Source organism: Mycobacterium sp. 2YAF39 (genome assembly GCF_052114565.1).
Lineage (GTDB): Bacteria > Actinomycetota > Actinomycetes > Mycobacteriales > Mycobacteriaceae > Mycobacterium.
Window position 1 is genome coordinate 419,766 of the sequence record NZ_JBFREZ010000004.1, and the last position, 18,864, is coordinate 438,629.

The window sequence follows — 18,864 nt, forward strand, 5'->3', positions numbered from 1 at the left end:
CGCTCACGCGGCCGACGTACTCTGGTCTCCGTGCGATTGCAGCGACAGGTGGTGGACTACGCACTTCGGCGGCGGTCCCTGCTGGCGGAGGTCTACTCGGGACGCACCGGCGTCTCGGAGGTCTGCGACGCGAATCCTTATCTGCTGCGCGCCGCGAAGTTCCACGGCAAGCCCAGTTCGGTAACGTGCCCGATCTGCCGCAAGGAGCAGCTCACCCTCGTGTCGTGGGTGTTCGGCGACCACCTGGGCGCCGTATCCGGATCGGCGCGCTCCGCCGAGGAGTTGGTCCTGTTGGCAACCCGCTTCGACGAGTTCTCTGTACACGTGGTGGAGGTATGCCGCACCTGCGAATGGAATCACTTGGTCAAGTCGTACGTACTCGGCGCAGTCCCGCCCCCGAAGGGATCGCGCACACCGAGGCGGACCCAGACGGCGCGCAGTCGTGCGCGCACGGCCAGTGAATAGCGAAGGGCGCCACGACCGGTCAGCCGACGAGGCCCGTGCAGGGCGGTTGGCTGATGGTGTGAGCGAGCCCGGACCGAAACGCCCCTACGAGCCGGCACGGCACCGTCAGCAGGCGGATCCAGCCCCTGCGCCCCGTGCGCGCAGCCTGCCGCCCGACGACCGGCATACGGCCATCCTCCCGCCGGTGCGTGACGTCGCGCCGCCACAGTGGCGCGATCCCATCGACGCGGTGAAGGCCGCGCTCGATGGCACACCGGCGCCCAAGCAGCCGCCCCCGATCCCGCCGCCACCGGGCCGTCCGCCCGGCGGTGGAGGACCTCCGGGACGGCCGCCGCGCAGGCAGCCGGGACAAGGTCTGCAGATCAACTGGAAGTGGGTCCGGCGCGGGCTCATCGCCGCGGTGGCAGTGATGATCTTGCTGCCGATCGTCACCTTCGCGATGGCGTACATGATCGTCGAGGTGCCCAAGCCGGGCGACATCCGCACCAATCAAGTTTCGACGATCCTTGCCAGCGACGGCAGCGAGCTTGCGAAAATCGTTCCGCCGGAAGGCAACCGCGTCGACGTCAACATCGACCAGATACCGGTGCAGGTGCGCAACGCGGTCATGGCCGCCGAGGACCGCGACTTCTACTCCAACCCCGGTTTCTCGTTCACCGGGTTCATCAGGGCCATGAAGAACAACCTGTTCGGCGGCGATCTGCAGGGCGGGTCGACCATCACCCAGCAGTACGTCAAGAACGCACTGGTCGGTGACGAGCGCTCCGGCATCGGCGGCTTGATCCGCAAGGCCAAGGAAGTCGTCATCTCGACGAAGATGTCCGGCGAATGGTCCAAAGATCAGGTGCTGCAGTCGTATCTGAACATCATCTATTTCGGCCGCGGTTCCTACGGCATCGGCGCCGCGTCCAAGGCCTACTTCGGCAAGCCCGTCGAGCAGCTCAACGTCGCCGAGGGCGCGCTGCTGGCCGCGCTGATCCAGCAGCCCTCCGGGCTCGACCCCGCGGTGAACCCCGAAGGCGCCGAGTCGCGGTGGAACTGGGTGCTCGACGGCATGGTGGAGATCGGCGCACTGTCACCGACCGATCGTGCCGCGCAGGTGTTTCCGCCGACGGTGCCACCGGATCAGGCGAGTGCGGCCAACCAGACGACCGGCCCCAACGGGCTCATCGAACATCAGGTGCAGAAGGAACTGCTCGAGCTCTTCGACATCAACGAGCAGACCCTCAACACCGAGGGTCTGCAGATCACCACGACCATCAACCCCCAGGCACAGAAGGCCGCCGAGGACGCCGCGGCCGAGTACCTCGAGGGGCAGGACCCCGACATGCGTACCGCGATCGTGTCGATCAATCCGAAGACGGGCGGGGTCGAGGCCTATTACGGCGGAACCGACGCCAACGGGTTCGACTTCGCGCAGGCCGGACTGCCCACCGGATCGTCGTTCAAGGTGTTCGCTCTGATCGCCGCGTTGCAGCAGGGGATGGGTCTGGGCACCCAGGTCGACAGTTCCCCTGTGGACTTGAACGGCATCACGATCAACAACGTCGAAGGCGGCGGCTGCGGCACCTGCAACATCGCCGAAGCGCTGAAGCGCTCGCTGAACACCAGCTACTACCGGCTGATGCTCAAGCTGGAGAACGGCCCCGCCGACGTGGCCAAGGCCGCGCACGAGGCGGGCATCGCCGAGAGCTTCCCCGGTGTGGACCACACGCTGTCCGAGGACGGTAAGGGCGGACCGCCCAACAACGGAGTCGTGTTGGGCCAGTACCAGACTCGCGTGCTCGACATGGCATCGGCGTACGCGACGATCGCGGCGTCGGGCATCTACCACAAGCCGCACTTCGTCCAGAAGGTCGTCAACTCTTCCGGCGAGGTGCTGTTCGACGCCTCGCAGCAGGACAACGAGGGCGAGCAGCGCATCGACAAGAAGGTGGCCGACAACGTCATCGCCGCGATGCAGCCGATCGCCGCGTACTCCAACGGCCATGCACTGTCCGGCGGTCGCGCGTCGGGCGCGAAGACGGGAACCAACCAGCTCGGCGACACCGGCGCCAACCGCGACGCCTGGATGGTCGGCTTCACGCCGTCGTTGTCGACCGCGGTCTGGGTCGGCACCACCGAAGGCACCAAACCGTTGGAGAACTCGTACGGTTCGCCGGTGTACGGGTCGGGCCTGCCGTCGGACATCTGGAAGTCGACGATGGACGGCGCGCTGGACGGCACCGAGAACGAGACGTTCCCCAAGCCTGAGGAGATCGGAGGGTATGCGGGTGTGCCGCAGGCCCCGCCGCCTCCTTCCAGCCCGCCGCCGGGGGTGCCGCCGCCACCTTCGGAGACCGTGATCCAGCCGACGATCGAGTTGGCTCCCGGTGTGACGATCCCGTGGGGCCCGCCGACGACGGTGCCCGTCGCTCCGCCGCCCGTGCCCGTCGCCCCAGGGGCGCCTCCGCCGCCTCCGGGGGTGCCGGGGGCCCCGCCTCCGCCTCCGTGACAGCGGGTGTAGATCTGGACGACGACGGCGAGCCGGCGACGGCGTCGCCCGGTCCGTCGACGGTCTCTCCGGCTCGGCTCGCGCACGACCTTCGCAGCCTCGACGACCGCGACCTGCCCAGCCGCACCGACACCATCGGCTCGGGGCTGTCCGAAGTGATCGGCGGGCCCGTCGGCAAGCACGCGCTGATCGGCAGACAACGGTTCTTCACCCCGCTGCGGGCGATGCTGCTCATCGCGCTGGTGTTTCTCGCGCTCGGGTACTCGACCAAGGCGGCCTGCCTGCAGACGACCGGCACGGGCTCGCCCGACCAGCGCGTCGCCAACTGGGATAACCAGCGGTCGTACTACGAGCTCTGCTATTCCGACACCGTTCCGCTCTACACGGCAGAACTGTTGAACCTCGGCAAGTTCCCCTACAAATCCAGCTGGGTGGAGAAGGATTCCACGGGTAAGCCGAAGACTCAGTTCGACGGCAACATCGCGGTGCGGTACATGGAGTATCCGGTGCTGACCGGTCTCTACCAGTACGCATCGATGGCGATCGCGAAGTCGTACACCGCGCTGTCGAAGCTGGTGGCGTTGCCGTTACTCGCCGAGGTGGTGATGTTCTTCAACATCGCCGCGTTCGGATTGGCGCTGGCGTGGCTGGCGACGGTGTGGGCGACCTCGCGACTGGCCGGACCGCGACGGGTCTGGGATGCGGCACTGGTGGCGGCGTCGCCGATCGTGATCTTCCAGATTTTCACCAACTTCGACGCTCTCGCAACGGCTTTCGCGACGGGGGCATTGCTCGCGTGGGCCCGGCGAAAACCGGTGCTGGCGGGTGTGCTCATCGGTGTCGGGGTGGCGGCCAAGCTGTATCCGTTGCTGTTGCTGCTCCCGTTGGCGTTGTTGGCGGTGCGCACCGGCAAGCTGCGCGAGGTCGGCAAGACGACGACCGCCGCGGTGGTGACGTGGGCGGTGGTGAACCTGCCGATCATGATCCTGTACCCGCGGGGATGGTCAGAGTTCTTCCGGCTCAACACCCGTCGCGGCGACGATATGGATTCGATCTACAACGTGGTCCGCTCGTTCACCGGCTGGCGGGGCTTCGATCCCGACCTGGGAATGTGGGAGCCACCGACGGTGCTCAACGGCGTGTCCGCGGTGTTGTTCGTATCGTGTTGCATTGCAATCGCTTACATCGTGCTGACGGCCAAGCAGCGCCCGCGGGTGGCGCAGGTGGCATTCCTTGTGGTCGCGGCGTTCCTACTGACGAACAAGGTGTGGAGTCCGCAGTTCTCGTTGTGGCTGGTGCCGCTGGCGGTTCTTGCGCTGCCGCACCGGCGCATCCTGCTGGCGTGGATGACGATCGACGCTCTGGTGTGGATACCGCGGATGCTGTACCTCTACGGTGAGCAGAACAAGGGCCTGCCCGAGCAACCGTTCACCGTCGTGGTGGTGCTGCGGGATATCGCGGTGATCGGTCTGTGCGCGTTGGTGATTCACCAGATCTACCGCCCCGAGAAGGATCTGGTCCGTTTTGGAGGCGAGGTCGACGACCCGACCGGAGGGGTGTTCGACGGTGCGCCCGATGCGCCGCCGCGTTGGCTGCCCGACTGGCTGCGCCCGGATCGGGACAGGACTCGGATCAGCGCCCCGCCGGAGCCGGATCCCGAACTGGTCGACGCGAGGTAGGCACCTTCGTCGCGAGCAGAAGTTATGGTCGACCAATGACCGGGACGACTCGACGCCTGTTCGTACTTGTCGCCGCCGTCGCGCTGGTCGGCGGCTGCAGCCAATCCCAGAGCCCGGCACCGACCTCGTCCGCCGGATCCGCCAATGCAGCACCCACCGACGGATCCGTGCGGTACCTCGCGCTCGGCGACTCACTGAGCCAGGGCGTCGGCGCACCCGACGAGCAGACGGGATCGTTCCCCGCACTGCTCGCCGAGAAGTGGCGCGACGGTGGCTGCCAGGTCGAACTGCAGAACGCCGGCATCAGCGGCTACACCGCGGGCCAGGTCCTCGAGGAAGAGGTGCCGCAGATCGAGGAGTTCAAGCCGACGCTGATCACCTTTCAGGCCGGCGGCAACGACTTGGTGAACGGGATAACGGCCGACGAGTACCGCAGCAATGTGCAGGCGGTGCTCGACGCGGCGACCGGTAGTGGCGCACGCGTCATCGTTCTCGCGCAGAACGAATGGTTCCGGGCGCCCAGCGGTCAGGGATACATCGAACCGCAGGCGCGGGATGAGTTCGATTCGATACTCATCGAGGAAGCCAAATCGCGCGGCGCCGAATTCGTCGATATGCGACCGATCTACAAGCAGCAGGCCGACGAGAGCCTGTGGGTCGAGGACGGCATCCACCCCACCCCGGAGGCCTACGAGGCGTGGGCCACCGAGCTCGCAGGCCAGGTGCCCGCACCCTGTAAGTGACTAAACCGACGCGACGGCGAAGAGATGCCATTCGCCGGGCACACCCTTGAGTGCGTGAGTGCCGCGGTCCTCGAATTCGAGTCCGGATCCGATGACGAGGTCGCGCAGCGTGCTGGAGACGAGGACGTCGCTGGCGCCGGCCAGTGCGCTGACCCGGGCGCCGATGTGCACGGCGATCCCGCCGATGTCGTCGCCGCGGAGCTCGCACTCGCCGGTGTGCAGCCCGGCGCGCACTTCGATGCCGAGTGCTTGCACGGCGTCGCGAATTGCCATGGCGCAGCGGATCGCTCGCTGTGGTCCGTCGAACGTGGCGAGGAAGCTGTCGCCCGCCGTGCTGACCTCGCGGCCGCGGAAGCGGGCGAGCTGTGCGCGGACGACGGCGTCATGTGCGTCGAGCAGTGCGCGCCAATCGCGGTCACCCATGTCCGAGGCGCGTCGCGTTGAGTCCACGATGTCGGTGAAGAGAACCGTCGCAAGTACACGGTCGTCGGTGATGTCGGGCTGCTCACCGGTCAGAAACTCGGCGACCACTTGGAAGGACTCTCGCCACGGCTCGACGATGTGGTACATGTTTCGGCCAGGCAGCTCGGCGTATTTCGCGGCGTGGATGTGCTCGGCGATATATCTACCCTTCTCGGGCGTGACGATGGCGTCGTCGGCGTGCTGGACGACCAGCGTGGGCACGCGGACCGTGGGGAGCACTGCTCGGACGTCCAATTCGCCCACAAGCGGCCACATGTGCGCAACGGTTCGTGGGCTCGCCGCCAGGCGCTCGAATCGTGCCCACGCCGCCCGGATCTCCTCATTCCAGGGCATGTCCGGATTGGTGAAGTGCTGGAACTCTCCGGTCCCCCACGTGGCGACAAAGGCGTCGCGGACTTCGTCGTGCGTCTGGCCGTCGGCGGTCACCGCAATTGGATCCGGGTATGCCTCCAACGCCACGAGTGCTGTGGTTCGAGACGGGTGTGCCGCTGCGAACAGCGCCGCGGTCGACACCGCACCGGCGACAGCGACGAGAATCGCCTCGCCGATGCCGAGTGCGTCCAGGACCACCGTGATGCTGTCGGTCCATTGCTCAAGCGTCGGCATCGTGCCGGGACCCAGGGGATCCGATGCGCCGGTCCCAGGTTGATCGAAGAGGATGAACCGACCGAGCGACGTCATTGCTTCGACCCAGCCCTGGATCGACGGCAGCTCCGGCATGACTTCGCAGTTGGTGAACCACGTCGGAACGAAAACGATGTCACGTTCACCAGCCCGAGAAGCGCGATACGCGACGCGCAGATCCCCGTTCAGCGCATACCGTGTCTCGGAGAACACGGCCGAAGTCTAAATCGCCGAACAGCGCGATTTCGCAGATCAGCGGGCATTCCTGTAACCTGGCCCGGTTGCCGACGCAGGTAACCCTCCTGCCGCGGACAGTCCGTGGCCGTTAGCCCAGAGGAGGTGGTGTGGTTCTCATGCGTCCATACGAAATCATGGTCATCCTTGACCCCACTCTCGACGAGCGCACGGTCGCTCCGTCGTTGGAGACATTCCTCAACGTCATCCGCAAAGACGGCGGATCTGTCGACAAGGTCGACATCTGGGGTAAGCGCCGGCTGGCTTACGAGATCGCCAAGCATGCCGAGGGCATCTACGCCGTCGTCGATGTGAAGGCCGAGTCCGCCACGGTGTCCGAACTGGACCGCCAGCTCAACCTGAACGAGTCCGTCCTGCGGACCAAGGTAATGCGGACCGACAAGCACTAAAGGGTGCCGTTCGTCGGAGCGGCTCCGTAGGCTCGCCTGCGACTGACTTCGCGCACGCCGACAACCCAACCCAGGAGGAACTCGTGGCTGGTGACACCGTCATCACGGTCATCGGAAACCTGACAGCCGACCCCGAACTTCGGTTCACGCCGTCGGGCGCAGCCGTCGCGAACTTCACGGTCGCGTCGACACCGCGCATCTTCGACCGTCAGACCAATGAGTGGAAGGACGGCGAAGCGCTGTTCCTCCGCTGCAACATCTGGCGTGAGGCGGCCGAGAACGTGGCCGAGAGCCTGACGCGTGGCTCGCGGGTGATCGTGCAGGGACGGCTCAAGCAGCGTTCCTTCGAGACCCGTGAAGGCGAGAAGCGCACCGTCGTGGAACTCGAGGTCGACGAGATCGGCCCGTCACTGAAGTACGCGACAGCCAAGGTGAACAAAGCCAGCCGCAGCGGCGGCGGTGGCGGTGGGTTCGGCGGCGGCGGTGGTTCGCGCGCAGCGGCTCCTGCCGGCGGCTCCGACGCCAAGCAGGAAGACCCGTGGGGCAGCGCCCCGGCGTCCGGGTCGTTCAGCGGCGGCGACGACGAACCACCCTTCTGACTTATTACTGATCAGCAATTCCAGAAAGAGATAGACACATGGCCAAGTCCTCCACGAAGAGGCGCCCGGCACCCGAGAAGCCGGTCAAGACCCGCAAGTGCGTGTTCTGCTCCAAGAAGGGCAAGAACCAGATCATCGACTACAAGGACACGGCACTGCTGCGTACCTACATCAGCGAGCGCGGCAAGATCCGCGCCCGCCGCGTGACCGGCAACTGCGTGCAGCACCAGCGCGACATCGCCATCGCGGTGAAGAACGCCCGCGAGGTGGCGCTGCTGCCGTTCAGCAGCTCCACGCGATAAGCACGAGGAAGACGAAGATATGAAACTCATTCTCACTACCGAGGTGGACCACCTGGGTTCCTCGGGCGACATCGTGGAAGTCAAGGACGGCTACGGACGTAACTTCCTGCTGCCCCGCGGCATGGCCGTCGTGGCATCGCGTGGCGCCGAGCGCCAGGCCGACGAGATCCGTCGGGCTCGCGACGCGAAGGCCGTGCAGGGTCTCGAGCACGCTCGTGAACTGAAGACGGCCATCGAGGGTCTTGGCGCAGTCGAGCTGTCGGTGAAGTCAGCCGGAGACAGCGGCAAGCTGTTCGGCTCGGTCACTGGCGCCGACGTTGTCAGCGCCATCAAGAAGGCCGGCGGCCCGAATCTGGACAAGCGCACGGTGCAGCTGCCCAAGGCGCACATCAAGTCGGTCGGGACCCATCCCGTCACGGTGCGGCTTCACCCCGAAGTGAACGCTTCGGTGTCCCTGAGCGTCGTCGCCGGGCAATAGCAACAGCCTCTATACGGCCGGGTGAGGACTTGATCGATCTTCACCCGGCCGTTGCTGTGCGCGCTGGCGAACTTCCTACAGTGGCTAGGCGACAGCGAAGATAACCGGCTGTTAACCTGCGTGCTCCCGAGCCGAAACACAACACGCCCGAGACCGCTACCGAAGACGACACGCCGTAGGAATTCCCATCCACAGAATTCCATGGGGTTTATGGTGCGACTATCTGCGCGGATACTCGGAAAAAAGCAAGTTGTCCACAGGTTCTCCCCAGCGACTCAACATGCCTGTCCAGACCTATGCACAGCCCATCCACAGGTCCATCAACAGGACCGTTTCCCCACTGCTCCAGCAACGTCTAGCGTTGGCCGTCGCACGCCCGTTAGGGCGACCGAACGGGGGCGGATGTCCGAGTCTGGGCTTACAGTCACGGTAAACGACTATCGAACTGACGTTCGACCGAGTTCAGGGGAGGTGTAGCTCCGTGGCGGTAATGGATGATCTCGGCCGTTCAGACATGGACGCTGCGCCGCCCAGTGAAGATTTCGGACGCCAACCTCCGCAGGACGCCGCCGCCGAGCAGGCGGTGTTGGGCGGCATGCTCTTGAGCAAGGACGCGATCGCCGACGTGCTCGAGCGGCTGCGTCCGGGCGACTTCTATCGGCCCGCGCACCAGAACGTCTACGACTCAATCCTGGATCTGTACGGCCGGGGCGAGCCGGCCGATGCGGTGACGGTGGCCGCCGAACTGGATCGGCGCGGACTGCTTCGCCGTATCGGTGGCGCGCCCTATCTGCACACGCTGATCTCCACGGTGCCGACCGCCGCCAATGCGGGCTTTTACGCCGGCATCGTCGCGGAGAAGGCGCTCCTCCGTCGCCTCGTGGAGGCAGGCACGCGGGTGGTGCAGTACGGCTATGCGGGCGCGGATGGCGCCGACGTCGCCGACATCGTCGACCGCGCGCAGGCCGAGATCTACGACGTGACCGAGGGTCGGAGTACGTCAGAGGACTTCGTCCCGCTCGAGGAACTCTTGCAGCCGACCATGGACGAGATCGATGCCATCGCATCGCAGGGCGGCATCTCGAGAGGCGTGCCGACGGGCTTCACCGACCTCGACGAGCTGACCAACGGACTGCACCCCGGCCAGATGATCGTCGTCGCGGCCCGACCGGGTATGGGCAAGGCGCTCAAGCTCGATACGCCGCTGCCGACACCGACCGGCTGGACGACGATGGGCGAGGTCGCCGTCGGAGATCAGTTGATCGGTGCCAACGGTGAGCCGACGCGGGTGGTCGCCGCGACGGAGATCATGTTCGGACGACCGTGCTTCGAGGTCGAGTTCTCGGACGGCACGGTCATCGTCGCCGACGCCGAGCACCAATGGCTTACGGATACGCGAGCATCGCGCAAGTCAGCCCAAGCCGCTGCGAGCGGATACAACCGGACCAAGAATCGGCGCACGTTCGCCGCCGTCCGGACGACCCGCGAAATCGCCGACACGCTTCGGTGCTCGACCGCCGACCGCAGACTCAACCACTCGGTCGCCAATGCCGCGCCGCTGCAAGCGCCTGAACGCGATCTGCTCGTCCCGCCGTACACGCTCGGCGCGTGGCTCGGTGACGGAACTAGCGCGTCCGCTCAGATCACCACAGCGGATCCGGAAGTCATCATGCGTATCGAGGCGGACGGCTTCGTCGCTCACAAGTCCAGCACTGCGCTCTATCGATACCAATTGCGGTTACCCGAGGCCGAGGAGATCGCTGCGCGCAACTGTGTCGTCTGCGGTGCATCGTTCGTCCCGCAGACCAGTCAGGTGCGGACGTGTGGCCGATCCTGTGGAGGACGCGCACGGTTCATGTCGGATCGGGTGCCGGCGCCCATCTGTGCTCATTGCGGCGGAGCGTCGTGCGGTCTCAGGCTGTGCCAGGAGTGCCGTAATGCGGTCGGCACGCTGCAGGCGCAGCTGCGCACGATCGGCGTGCTGGGCAAGAAGCACATCCCGAGCGAGTACCTGCGTGCGTCGGAGTCGCAGCGGCGAGCGCTGTTGGCGGGATTGCTTGACACCGACGGCACGGTCACTGCGAGTGGCGCTGTTCAGTTCTGCGTCACTGACCGCCGACTGGCGACCGATGTCGAGGAACTGGTCGTCAGCCTCGGTTACCGGTGCCAAGTCGCCCAGAAGCCGGTGAAGGGCCGCAGCCCTGATTCGTCGGTCGCGTACATCCTCAACTTCTCGACGGAGGATGACGTCTTCGGGCTCACTCGAAAGAGTCTGCTGCACAAGGAGCGTCGAGGGGGCCGCGGGACGGCGCGGTCGGTCTTGCGGTTCATCGTCGACGTGCGGCCTGTCGAGAGTGTTCCGGTGCGATGCGTGGAGGTCGACAACGACGACCACATGTATCTCGCGGGGCGCGCCATGGTGCCGACACACAACTCGACGCTGGGCCTGGACTTCATGCGGTCGTGCTCCATCAAGCACCATCTGCCGAGCATCGTGTTCTCCCTCGAAATGAGTAAGTCCGAGATCGTGATGCGCCTGCTGTCCGCGGAGGCGAAGATCAAACTCGCCGACATGCGGTCGGGCCGGATGAGCGACGACGACTGGACGCGTTTGGCGCGGCGCATGAGTGAGATCAGTGAAGCGCCGCTGTATATCGACGACTCTCCGAACCTGACGATGATGGAGATCCGCGCGAAAGCGAGACGGCTGAAGCAGAAGGCAGACCTTCGCCTCATCGTCATCGACTACCTGCAGCTGATGACCTCGGGCAAGAAGGTCGAGTCGCGTCAGCAGGAAGTGTCCGAATTCTCCCGTCAGATAAAGCTTTTGGCGAAGGAGCTCGAAGTTCCGGTGGTGGCGATGAGTCAGCTCAACCGTGGTCCGGAACAGCGCACGGACAAGAAGCCGATGCTCGCTGACCTACGCGAGTCGGGAAGTATCGAGCAGGATAGCGACATGGTGATCCTTCTGCATCGACCGGACGCGTTCGAAAGTGACGACCCGCGCGGTGGTGAAGCAGACCTGATCATCGCCAAGCACCGCGCAGGCCCAACACGAACGGTGACTGTCGCGCATCAGTTGCACCTGTCGCGGTTCACGAACATGGCGAAGGTGTAGACCGCAGTTGTAGGTTCTCACGCCGCGCTTCAAATCGCACGGCTGCGAACGACACCCCCAACGCCGAGGACACCGAGGGCAGAGCGACCGATGGTGCACCTATGGCGACGGACACGGGGGCGGCAACGCTCCCAGAACGATTCCGGTCTGCCGCGGGGAGGCCGCCCGCGGGGGACTCGGCGGGACGGCGGGCTCACAACCCGCGCGCCGTGATCTCATGTCGCGCTGCGCTCGTCGAAGTAAGCGGTTGCCGCACTACAGATTCTTCTCCGCGAGCCAGGTGCGAATGGCCTGAATGTGCTCTTCCTTATGTTCCAGCGGCAGCCAGTGTCCAGCGGGCATCGACGTCTCGGTGAGGTCCGCGCAGGCGGCGCGCATCGGGTCGCCTTGGCGGTTTCCGGTGATGCTGCAGATCTGATCGAAGTCACCGTTGACGAACAGCACTGGCTGAGCCAGGCGGCCGTCATCGGGTGCCTTGCGCGCGTAGGCGATGTTGGCGTCGTCGTTGAGGTACCACGCGCAGGCTGGGCCGAAGCCATGAGCCTGGAACGCTTGCAGTAACGCGTCGAAGTCTGCCGACGGCCAGAGAGCCGGGTCGGGTTGAGTCGGCGGGGCGTGGTGTGCGGCGCCGAAGCGCCCGCCGTTGCGGGAAATCACTGCGTTCGGCGAAACCTTGCCGACGTTGGCGGGATTGCCCGGCTGGAAGATCGACGCCAGTGATGCGGCCTTGTCCGCATCGAGGTCGGCGACTGCCGCCTCGAAATGCGTCGTGTAGTAGCGGTAGTAGTCCCATTGGCCATCGGGATATTCGTCGGCCGGATAGATCGTTCGGTCGACCAGCGGAACGACTGTCTGCATGGCATGTCCGTCGGGATAGTAGGCCAACGAGGTCAGCACAACGCCACGGCTGCGGCCGGGCTCGTGTGCAGCCACATCGCCAGCCACGACGCTGCCCCAGTCGTGGCCAACCCAGATCGCAGGCTCGCCGCCAAGGTGGTCGTGAAGTTCCACCATGTCTGCCACGACTTCTTCGATGGTGTACGCGCTGTCGGCCCTCGGAATGGAGGATCCGCCGTAGCCGCGGAGATCGGGTGCGACGCAGCGCCAACCGTCGTCGGCGAACGCGTTCATCTGGGCGCGCCACAGCAAACCGATGCTCGGCCAGCCGTGGAGGAAGACCATCAGCGGTCCGTCGGTCGGCCCGCACTCGAGGTAGTGGGTCGTGTGGCGAGGCGTGCTGAAGGTGCGCGAGACGAGCGTCGATGCTGTGTGGTCGGGCATGGGAACCTCTGTCCGTAAAGCAATGAACTTTGCTTTCTCGACGGTACGGCAATAGTGAGTTAAAGCAAATTTCTTTGCGTACGATCGTCGGCATGGTGAACCAGGCAGCCGCGAGCCGCCCCGGAGGACGGGCTAGTCGGGTGATGGCCGCGATCTACACATCGGTCGGCGAATTGGTCGGCGAGGGCGCCGCCAAGATCAGCTTCCCGGTGATCGCCGAACGGGCCGGGGTCAACCCGACGACGCTGTACCGACGCTGGGACGACGTCAATGCGCTCCTCGAGGAAGTCGCGGTCGCCGCCCTGACGCGGGACGGTGAATCGGTACCCGACACCGGATCGCTCGAGGGGGACTTGACGGAGTGGGCGAGCATCATCGCGTCTGACATCACCCGACCCGGGCGGGCTCGATATCTGCGCGCGATGGTGTCGGCACGCGTCGAGATCGTGGCGCGATGCCCGGTCATGGAGACACGGCATGAGCAGGCGGCGGAGATGGTGCGCCGAGCCGGCGAACGCGGAGAGCCGACACCGACGGTTGCGCAGATCCTCGACCACGTCATCGCGCCGTTGTACCACCACGTCGCCTTCGCCCTGGAAGTCGATCACGAGTACGCACGACGGCTGGTGCGCGACGTGCTGGCGATGGTCCGCTGACCGAATGGCTAACTCGCCGTGGGCTATTCGGAACCGGCCCTTGCGGCCTGACTAAGGAGGCACCGTGAAATCAGATAGCGTGGCATGCCGGCACTACGGAAAACGCAACCGCGTACCCGCGGCAGCCCGAGGGCCTTTCGGAACCTGATCGGAGGCGGTCGCCGCCCGGTGACTTGACATCGTGCCACCAGGGACGTTTCGCGGTCTGGGCTTCGAGGTATGCGGGACTTAATGGCAGACCCCGCGTCATCAATCTTGTTAGTCGCCGATCCCGGTGCTCCGGCGGCGATAGCCAAACGTCTTTCTGATTCCCTCCCCAGTGCGCTGGCGGACGGTGCTACCGCCGACGACAAGTGGGACGTGTCTATGCGACGCGACTCCTATCCGATCGATGAGCATGCCGAGGTCGTAGAGGTGATCCGCACCGTTGACCCGGCCGCCGAGACCGAGGACATCGTCATCTACCTGACCGATCTGCCACGACGTCTGGGGACGACGCCGGTGGTTGCCGACATCAGCTTGCATGACCGGTTCGGCCTGATTTCCATTCCTGGAACAGGCGGCTTGTTCATCGATCGCCGGGTGCAGAATTTGGCACAGACAGTCGTCGCCGAGGTGACGAACCAGCGGGACAAGCAACACCGATCCGTGAAGCGGCTGACGCGGACACAGGAGGACGATGTCGTCCGCTACGTGGCGCCGGCAGGCCTGGGACGTCTGCGGCTTTTGATGGGCATGGTTTACGCCAACCGCCCGTGGCGATTGGCTGCTGGTTTGTCCAAGGTGTTGATGGCGGCGTTCGCCGCTGGGGCCGTGAGCCTCGCGTATCCGACGATTTGGCAGCTGTCCGACACCATGGGCCCTTGGCGGCTGACCGCCACGACGATCTTGGCCAGCGTGGCGATGATCGCCTGGCTGATCCTTGACCACGAATTGTGGGAACGGCCGCATTCGGCCGGCGAACGTGAACGTGCGGCGTTGTACAACGCGGCGACTGTCGTCACCCTGACCATCGGCGTCGCCATTCTCCACATCGGGCTGTTCATCCTGCTGCTGGTGACCGCATGGTGGACGCTTCCGCCGCAAATGGTCGCGCAAAACATCGGCCATCCCACCAGCTTTTCAACCCTGTTGATGATGGCCTGGTTGGTGGCGGCAGTTGCGACATTGGGGGGTGCCCTGGGATCGGGTATGGAGGATGACGACGCCGTAAAGGCGGCCGCATATGGGATTCGACAACGCCAGCGTTTCGACAAATCGAACTGACTGGATCGCGGTGAGTTCGCCGCGACGTCAATCCGCGCGGGTGTCAATGACGCGCTGTGCGATGTCGACGAGCTTGGTGTTGGCGTCTTGGGACAGTTGTCGAAGCATGGCGAATGCGCGGACGTCGTCGACTTTGTAGCGTTCCATGAGGATGCCTTTGGCCTGGCCGATCCGATCGCGCGAGGACAGCGCCGAATTAAGTTGATCGCCTTCGCGCGTCGCCAGGATCGCTGCGGCGGCATGCGCGGCGAGCACCATCCCGATGGTTTCGGCCTCGGTGTCCCATAGATTCGGCTCATATCCGAACAGGTTCAGCGCGCCCGCGGTGCGGTCGGCGGTGTACAACTTGAGCGACAGTGCGCTACGAAGGCCGAGCTCAGCGACCTTGGGGGCGTAGTGGGGAAAGCGTGGCTCGTCGCGGAAGTCGTCGGTGCGGATCACGACCTCGTCCAGCGCGGCCTGCAGACAAGGCCCCTCGCCAGTGGCCATCTGCAGATCGTCGAGCTTGAACATGAGATCAGATGTGGGTGCGAGCGTTTGGTGGGTTCCGCCTGTACCGACCAGGAGCACACCGGCGATGTCGACGCCGGGAATCAGTTCCTTCGCGGCCGTGGTGACGTCGACGAGCACATCGTCGATCGGGCGCAACGCGATCACCTGCGCCAACTCCGCCATGCGCAAAGCAAGACCGTGGTTATGCGACGTCATCCCGCGATCATGCCCTTCGGTAGGTGTGTCCGAACGTTTGGGTCGATCGGCTGCGGGAAACGCTCGAATCCACGTGTGTGCGGTGGGGCTGTACGCGGTCGCCATGCTCATGATTGTCGAGCGGCACACGCCGGCACAGATTAGCGGCCGTTTAGGCGACGGTTGAGTTCGGCGTTGAGCGCTTGGGCGTCTGCGAGTTGGTCTTCGAGAACGATGATGCGGCAGGCAGCTTCCAAGGCGGTGCCGCGGTCAACGAGTTCGCGGGCTCTGGCTGCCATCCGTAGTTGATAGCGTGAGTAGCGACGGTGCCCACCTTCTGAGCGGTGGGGAACGAGCAGGTTCGCCTCGTCGAGGCTGCGAAGGAATCCTGGTGTTGTGCCGAGGATCTGGGCAGCGCTACCCATGCTGTAGGCCGGGTAGTCCTCGTCTTCGAACTTGTCGTTCGGATCGCCGCCGGCGGGACCGCTAGTCGTCTGAATCAACACCTTTCACGGGACCGGCGGGCGGGTTGGCGCCCGAAGCAATGCCCCACACACAGTGAAGGGCCGGCGCCCCGGAAATAGTCGTACCGGGGGCGCCGGCCCTGAGGAGATCACTACCATCCATCGATACTGCTGTGGAATCTGCGGCATCGGCCCGGCTGATGAACAACGCGGGCGATCCGACGGTAACTCCTCCTTCCTTCTGCGGTTACTGCCCTACTTACTACCTGACATTCTCGGGCGACCATCGACGGTCCGATCACGGACTACAGGTCTCAGCCGCCCCTTCTGTACCTCACGGGTAGTTTCGTCATCTCCCGTGCCAATCACCCTCTGTGCTCGTTGCACGATGAACTCTATCCGCGCTAAAGCGGAATGTCTACCCTCCCGGCGATAGATTTTGGACCTTGTCAGGGACAGAAAGTGTTCTACGGCCGCCGTATGGCTGGCTTGAATCCTGGATCTGTGGATGCGGACACGATCTTGCGTCACATCGACTCAGAGGCCGCCGCCGCAGTCGGCATCGAGGTGGCGGGTGGCCTTGGCGCGCAGGTGGGTCATGTCAGGTGCTCGGAATGATCGCCGGTCGCAGGTTCCGGAAGCTGCTCGGCGGTCCAGGACGCGAGCAGTTCCAGAGCGTGCGCCGTTGGCGACGCGGGCTCGGCGACGTAGAGGGTCAACGTCAGCCCCGGATCGGAGATCATGTCGACGCTCTCGTAGAACAGCTCGAGGTCGCCGACCACGTCGTGGTGGAACGTCTTCGCCCCGGCACCATGGCTGCGCACGTTGTGGGCGCCCCAGCGGCGGCGGAATTCGTCACTGCGGGTGGACAATTCGCCGACGAGATCCTGCAGCAGGCTGTCGTGGGGGTCACGGCCGGCCTCTGTGCGCAGGATGGCCACGCAAATGTCGGCGGCCTCATCCCAGTGCGGATAGAAGCGACGGGACCCCTCGTCGAGGAAGGTGTAGCGGGCGAAGTTCGGTGGCCGGCTGGGGTCGCTGTCGTACACCGACGAATGCATGCCCCGGCCAAGGTGATTCACGGCCAACAGATCCATCCGGCCGTTGCGCACGATCGCGGGGGCGGTGAACTTGTCCAGGGCCCACTGCAGACTGGGCCGAGGAGTCCAGCGCTTCGCCGGGCGCCGCCGCGGACGCATGCCTGCGCTGGTGCCGTCGGCGGCGTGAGCGAGGTGGAACAGGTGGGCCCGTTCGGCGTCGTCGAGTTGCAGGGCGCGGGCGATCGCGTCGAGGACCGACGTCGAGACACCAGCCAGGCCGCCACGTTCGAGCTTGCTGTAGTACTCGATGCTGACACCGGCCAGTGATGCCACCTCCCCGCGGCGCAACCCGGGCACCCGGCGGTTCCCGAACTCCGGCAAACCCGCCTGCTGCGGGGTGACCTTCGCCCGCCGCGTCATCAGAAACTCGCGGGCTTCGGCTCGGTTGTCCATGTCGACCACGGTACGACCGAGCGCAGCTTCGAGGGATGCACTGTCGATACACCCCTCAGCAGGGACTCCCTACCCAGCCGCGACCCGCGTTTCCTCGTAGACATGGACACGCGCCAGACATCAGAACGACCCGCAGCGAACCCCGCGTCCACTCGGCTGCCGCTCGTCGTCTATGTCCTCGCCGTCGGCACCTTCCTGATGGGGACCACCGAGTTCATCATCGCCGGCTTGCTCCCCGAGATCGCCGTCGACCTCGACGTCACGCCGGCCCGGGCAGGTCTGCTGATCACTGTCTTCGCAATCGGGATGATCGTCGGAACGCCGGGCATGGCCATTCTCACTCTGCGGCTGCCCCGCCGGACGACGCTGACGCTGGCGCTCGTGGTGTTCGCGGTGGGCCACGTCGTCGTCGCGGTCGGCTCGGGCTTCCCGCTCCTGCTGGCGGCACGGTTCCTCACGGCCTTGGCCACCGGCGCGTTCTGGGCGATCGCCGCCGTGGTCGCCAGCCGCGCCGCCGGGCCCGCAGCGAGCTCCCGCGCCCTGGGCGTCGTCCTGGGCGGCGGGATGCTCGCCAACGTCATCGGCGTCCCACTCGGCGCCTTTGCCGGGCAACTGATTGGGTGGCGCGGCCCCTTTTGGGTACTGGCCGGCCTTGCGGTCGCTGCTGCAGTCCTCATCGTGACGTACGTCCCGGACGACGATCCCACGGCGCCGCGTGCATGCGTTCGTGCCGAACTGGCCAGTCTGCGCTCCCGGCAGCTGTGGCTCGCCCTGCTCTCCGCCGTGATGATCATGGGTGGCACTCTGGCCACCTACAGCTACGTCGCGCCGCTGTTGACGAACCGGGCTGGACTATCCGGCACTCTGGTGCCCCTGGCCCTGGTCGGATTCGGCGTCGGCGCCCTCATGGGATCCTTCCTCGGGGGTCGCCTCGGAGACACCCGCGCGTACTCGACGACGATCATCGCCTCTGCCGCAACGGCAGTCATCCTGCTCGGCATTTGTGTCCTCTCGCAGCACACCCTGCCGACCGTCGTCTTGATCGGCCTGCTCGGGCTGACCTCCATGACGGTCAACCCCATTCTGATCGCATTGGCAGTGCGCTTCGCACACCGAGCACCGACGCTCGCCTCCGCGTTGAGCACGTCGGCGTTCAATCTTGGTACGGCGGTAGGCAGTTGGATCGCCGGCCGGGCACTCGACTCATCTCTTGACGAACTGGGACCTCCCGTCACCGGAACGATCATCACGGCGCTGACCCTCGTTCCACTGTCGGTGCTGGCGCTGACTCGGCTGTCCCGCACTCAGACCCACACGAGCCACGACCAACAGACGTGCGACAACGACGAAGCCGACCGGCTTTGTGTTACATCAAACTAGAAGGAGCC

At 65.3% G+C, this 18,864-nt stretch carries 17 protein-coding genes; 12 read left to right on the forward strand and 5 right to left on the reverse strand.

All coding sequences use genetic code 11. The features are described from left to right. The first annotated feature begins 30 nt into the window (after positions 1 to 30). Genes AB4Z42_RS15060 through AB4Z42_RS15075 form a run of 4 tightly spaced genes read left to right on the forward strand, consistent with a single transcriptional unit; the run spans position 31 to position 5,381 of the window. Positions 31 to 465 (forward strand): DUF5318 domain-containing protein, encoded by a 435-nt coding sequence (locus tag AB4Z42_RS15060; protein ID WP_442009980.1) that lies wholly within the window; start codon positions 31 to 33, stop codon positions 463 to 465. Beyond that, on the forward strand, positions 458 to 2,959 hold the full coding sequence (locus AB4Z42_RS15065; protein ID WP_442009981.1) for a transglycosylase domain-containing protein: 2,502 nt from the start codon (positions 458 to 460) through the stop codon (positions 2,957 to 2,959). The genes AB4Z42_RS15060 and AB4Z42_RS15065 overlap by 8 nt, the downstream gene beginning before the upstream one ends. A 14-nt stretch (positions 2,960 to 2,973) precedes the next feature. Beyond that, positions 2,974 to 4,638 carry a glycosyltransferase family 87 protein gene (locus AB4Z42_RS15070; protein ID WP_442010059.1) on the forward strand — a complete coding sequence of 555 codons (1,665 nt, stop codon included), beginning with the start codon at positions 2,974 to 2,976 and terminating at the stop codon, positions 4,636 to 4,638. A 35-nt stretch (positions 4,639 to 4,673) separates the two neighbouring features. Beyond that, a complete protein-coding gene (locus AB4Z42_RS15075) occupies positions 4,674 to 5,381 on the forward strand; it encodes an SGNH/GDSL hydrolase family protein (RefSeq protein WP_442009982.1) in 708 nt (235 codons plus the stop codon). Here the strand turns inward: AB4Z42_RS15075 and AB4Z42_RS15080 are convergent, their stop codons facing one another. Further along, positions 5,382 to 6,701, reverse strand: a complete 1,320-nt coding sequence (locus AB4Z42_RS15080; RefSeq protein WP_442009983.1) for an adenylate/guanylate cyclase domain-containing protein — start codon at positions 6,699 to 6,701, stop codon at positions 5,382 to 5,384. 140 nt (positions 6,702 to 6,841) lie between these two features. Between AB4Z42_RS15080 and rpsF the strand changes: the two genes are divergently transcribed. The 5 genes from rpsF to dnaB all read left to right on the forward strand — a co-directional run bounded on the left by rpsF (position 6,842) and on the right by dnaB (position 11,629). Beyond that, complete coding sequence (gene rpsF / locus AB4Z42_RS15085; protein WP_014210200.1) at positions 6,842 to 7,132, forward strand: 30S ribosomal protein S6; 291 nt, start codon at positions 6,842 to 6,844, stop codon at positions 7,130 to 7,132. Between the two features lie 83 nt (positions 7,133 to 7,215). After that, positions 7,216 to 7,731 carry a single-stranded DNA-binding protein gene (locus AB4Z42_RS15090; protein WP_442009984.1) on the forward strand — a complete coding sequence of 172 codons (516 nt, stop codon included), beginning with the start codon at positions 7,216 to 7,218 and terminating at the stop codon, positions 7,729 to 7,731. 38 nt (positions 7,732 to 7,769) lie between these two features. Next, the gene (rpsR, locus tag AB4Z42_RS15095; protein ID WP_014210198.1) at positions 7,770 to 8,033 is read left to right on the forward strand and encodes a 30S ribosomal protein S18; all 264 of its coding nucleotides are present in this window, start codon (positions 7,770 to 7,772) and stop codon (positions 8,031 to 8,033) included. 19 nt (positions 8,034 to 8,052) lie between these two features. Then, a complete protein-coding gene (rplI, locus tag AB4Z42_RS15100) occupies positions 8,053 to 8,511 on the forward strand; it encodes a 50S ribosomal protein L9 (RefSeq protein WP_442009985.1) in 459 nt (152 codons plus the stop codon). 481 nt (positions 8,512 to 8,992) lie between these two features. Then, complete coding sequence (dnaB, locus tag AB4Z42_RS15105) at positions 8,993 to 11,629, forward strand: replicative DNA helicase (protein WP_442009986.1); 2,637 nt, start codon at positions 8,993 to 8,995, stop codon at positions 11,627 to 11,629. Between the two features lie 255 nt (positions 11,630 to 11,884). Here the strand turns inward: dnaB and AB4Z42_RS15110 are convergent, their stop codons facing one another. After that, positions 11,885 to 12,910: an alpha/beta fold hydrolase gene (locus AB4Z42_RS15110; protein ID WP_442009987.1), complete on the reverse strand. Its 1,026-nt coding sequence runs from the start codon at positions 12,908 to 12,910 to the stop codon at positions 11,885 to 11,887. 92 nt (positions 12,911 to 13,002) lie between these two features. On the opposite strand from AB4Z42_RS15110, the gene AB4Z42_RS15115 reads away from it, so the two are divergent. Together AB4Z42_RS15115 and AB4Z42_RS15120 are read left to right on the forward strand one after the other, a co-directional pair. After that, positions 13,003 to 13,566 carry a TetR/AcrR family transcriptional regulator C-terminal ligand-binding domain-containing protein gene (locus AB4Z42_RS15115; RefSeq protein WP_442009988.1) on the forward strand — a complete coding sequence of 188 codons (564 nt, stop codon included), beginning with the start codon at positions 13,003 to 13,005 and terminating at the stop codon, positions 13,564 to 13,566. Positions 13,567 to 13,797: 231 nt separating this feature from the next. Next, positions 13,798 to 14,832 carry a hypothetical protein gene (locus AB4Z42_RS15120; RefSeq protein WP_442009989.1) on the forward strand — a complete coding sequence of 345 codons (1,035 nt, stop codon included), beginning with the start codon at positions 13,798 to 13,800 and terminating at the stop codon, positions 14,830 to 14,832. A 27-nt stretch (positions 14,833 to 14,859) separates the two neighbouring features. Here AB4Z42_RS15120 and AB4Z42_RS15125 read toward each other — a convergent pair whose 3' ends face one another. The 3 genes from AB4Z42_RS15125 to AB4Z42_RS15135 all read right to left on the reverse strand — a co-directional run bounded on the left by AB4Z42_RS15125 (position 14,860) and on the right by AB4Z42_RS15135 (position 17,476). After that, positions 14,860 to 15,540 (reverse strand): GAF and ANTAR domain-containing protein, encoded by a 681-nt coding sequence (locus AB4Z42_RS15125; RefSeq protein ID WP_442009990.1) that lies wholly within the window; start codon positions 15,538 to 15,540, stop codon positions 14,860 to 14,862. 140 nt (positions 15,541 to 15,680) lie between these two features. Beyond that, a complete protein-coding gene (locus AB4Z42_RS15130; protein WP_442009991.1) occupies positions 15,681 to 16,022 on the reverse strand; it encodes a helix-turn-helix domain-containing protein in 342 nt (113 codons plus the stop codon). Between the two features lie 557 nt (positions 16,023 to 16,579). Next, complete coding sequence (locus AB4Z42_RS15135; RefSeq protein WP_442009992.1) at positions 16,580 to 17,476, reverse strand: helix-turn-helix transcriptional regulator; 897 nt, start codon at positions 17,474 to 17,476, stop codon at positions 16,580 to 16,582. 102 nt (positions 17,477 to 17,578) lie between these two features. Here AB4Z42_RS15135 and AB4Z42_RS15140 point away from each other — a divergent pair, with 102 nt between their 5' ends. Continuing rightward, positions 17,579 to 18,856 carry an MFS transporter gene (locus AB4Z42_RS15140; protein WP_442009993.1) on the forward strand — a complete coding sequence of 426 codons (1,278 nt, stop codon included), beginning with the start codon at positions 17,579 to 17,581 and terminating at the stop codon, positions 18,854 to 18,856. Positions 18,857 to 18,864: the final 8 nt, after the last annotated feature.

What these genes read in the sequence shown, in the direction of transcription:
- AB4Z42_RS15075 (WP_442009982.1), top strand. Translation starts at nt 4,674, where the DNA reads ATGACCGGGACGACTCGACGCCTGTTCGTACTTGTCGCCGCCGTCGCG.
- rpsF (WP_014210200.1), top strand. Translation starts at nt 6,842, where the DNA reads ATGCGTCCATACGAAATCATGGTCATCCTTGACCCCACTCTCGACGAG.
- rpsR (WP_014210198.1), top strand. Translation starts at nt 7,770, where the DNA reads ATGGCCAAGTCCTCCACGAAGAGGCGCCCGGCACCCGAGAAGCCGGTC.
- rplI (WP_442009985.1), top strand. Translation starts at nt 8,053, where the DNA reads ATGAAACTCATTCTCACTACCGAGGTGGACCACCTGGGTTCCTCGGGC.
- AB4Z42_RS15110 (WP_442009987.1), bottom strand. Translation starts at nt 12,910, where the DNA reads ATGCCCGACCACACAGCATCGACGCTCGTCTCGCGCACCTTCAGCACG.
- AB4Z42_RS15115 (WP_442009988.1), top strand. Translation starts at nt 13,003, where the DNA reads ATGGTGAACCAGGCAGCCGCGAGCCGCCCCGGAGGACGGGCTAGTCGG.
- AB4Z42_RS15120 (WP_442009989.1), top strand. Translation starts at nt 13,798, where the DNA reads ATGGCAGACCCCGCGTCATCAATCTTGTTAGTCGCCGATCCCGGTGCT.
- AB4Z42_RS15125 (WP_442009990.1), bottom strand. Translation starts at nt 15,540, where the DNA reads ATGACGTCGCATAACCACGGTCTTGCTTTGCGCATGGCGGAGTTGGCG.
- AB4Z42_RS15135 (WP_442009992.1), bottom strand. Translation starts at nt 17,476, where the DNA reads ATGGACAACCGAGCCGAAGCCCGCGAGTTTCTGATGACGCGGCGGGCG.
- AB4Z42_RS15140 (WP_442009993.1), top strand. Translation starts at nt 17,579, where the DNA reads ATGGACACGCGCCAGACATCAGAACGACCCGCAGCGAACCCCGCGTCC.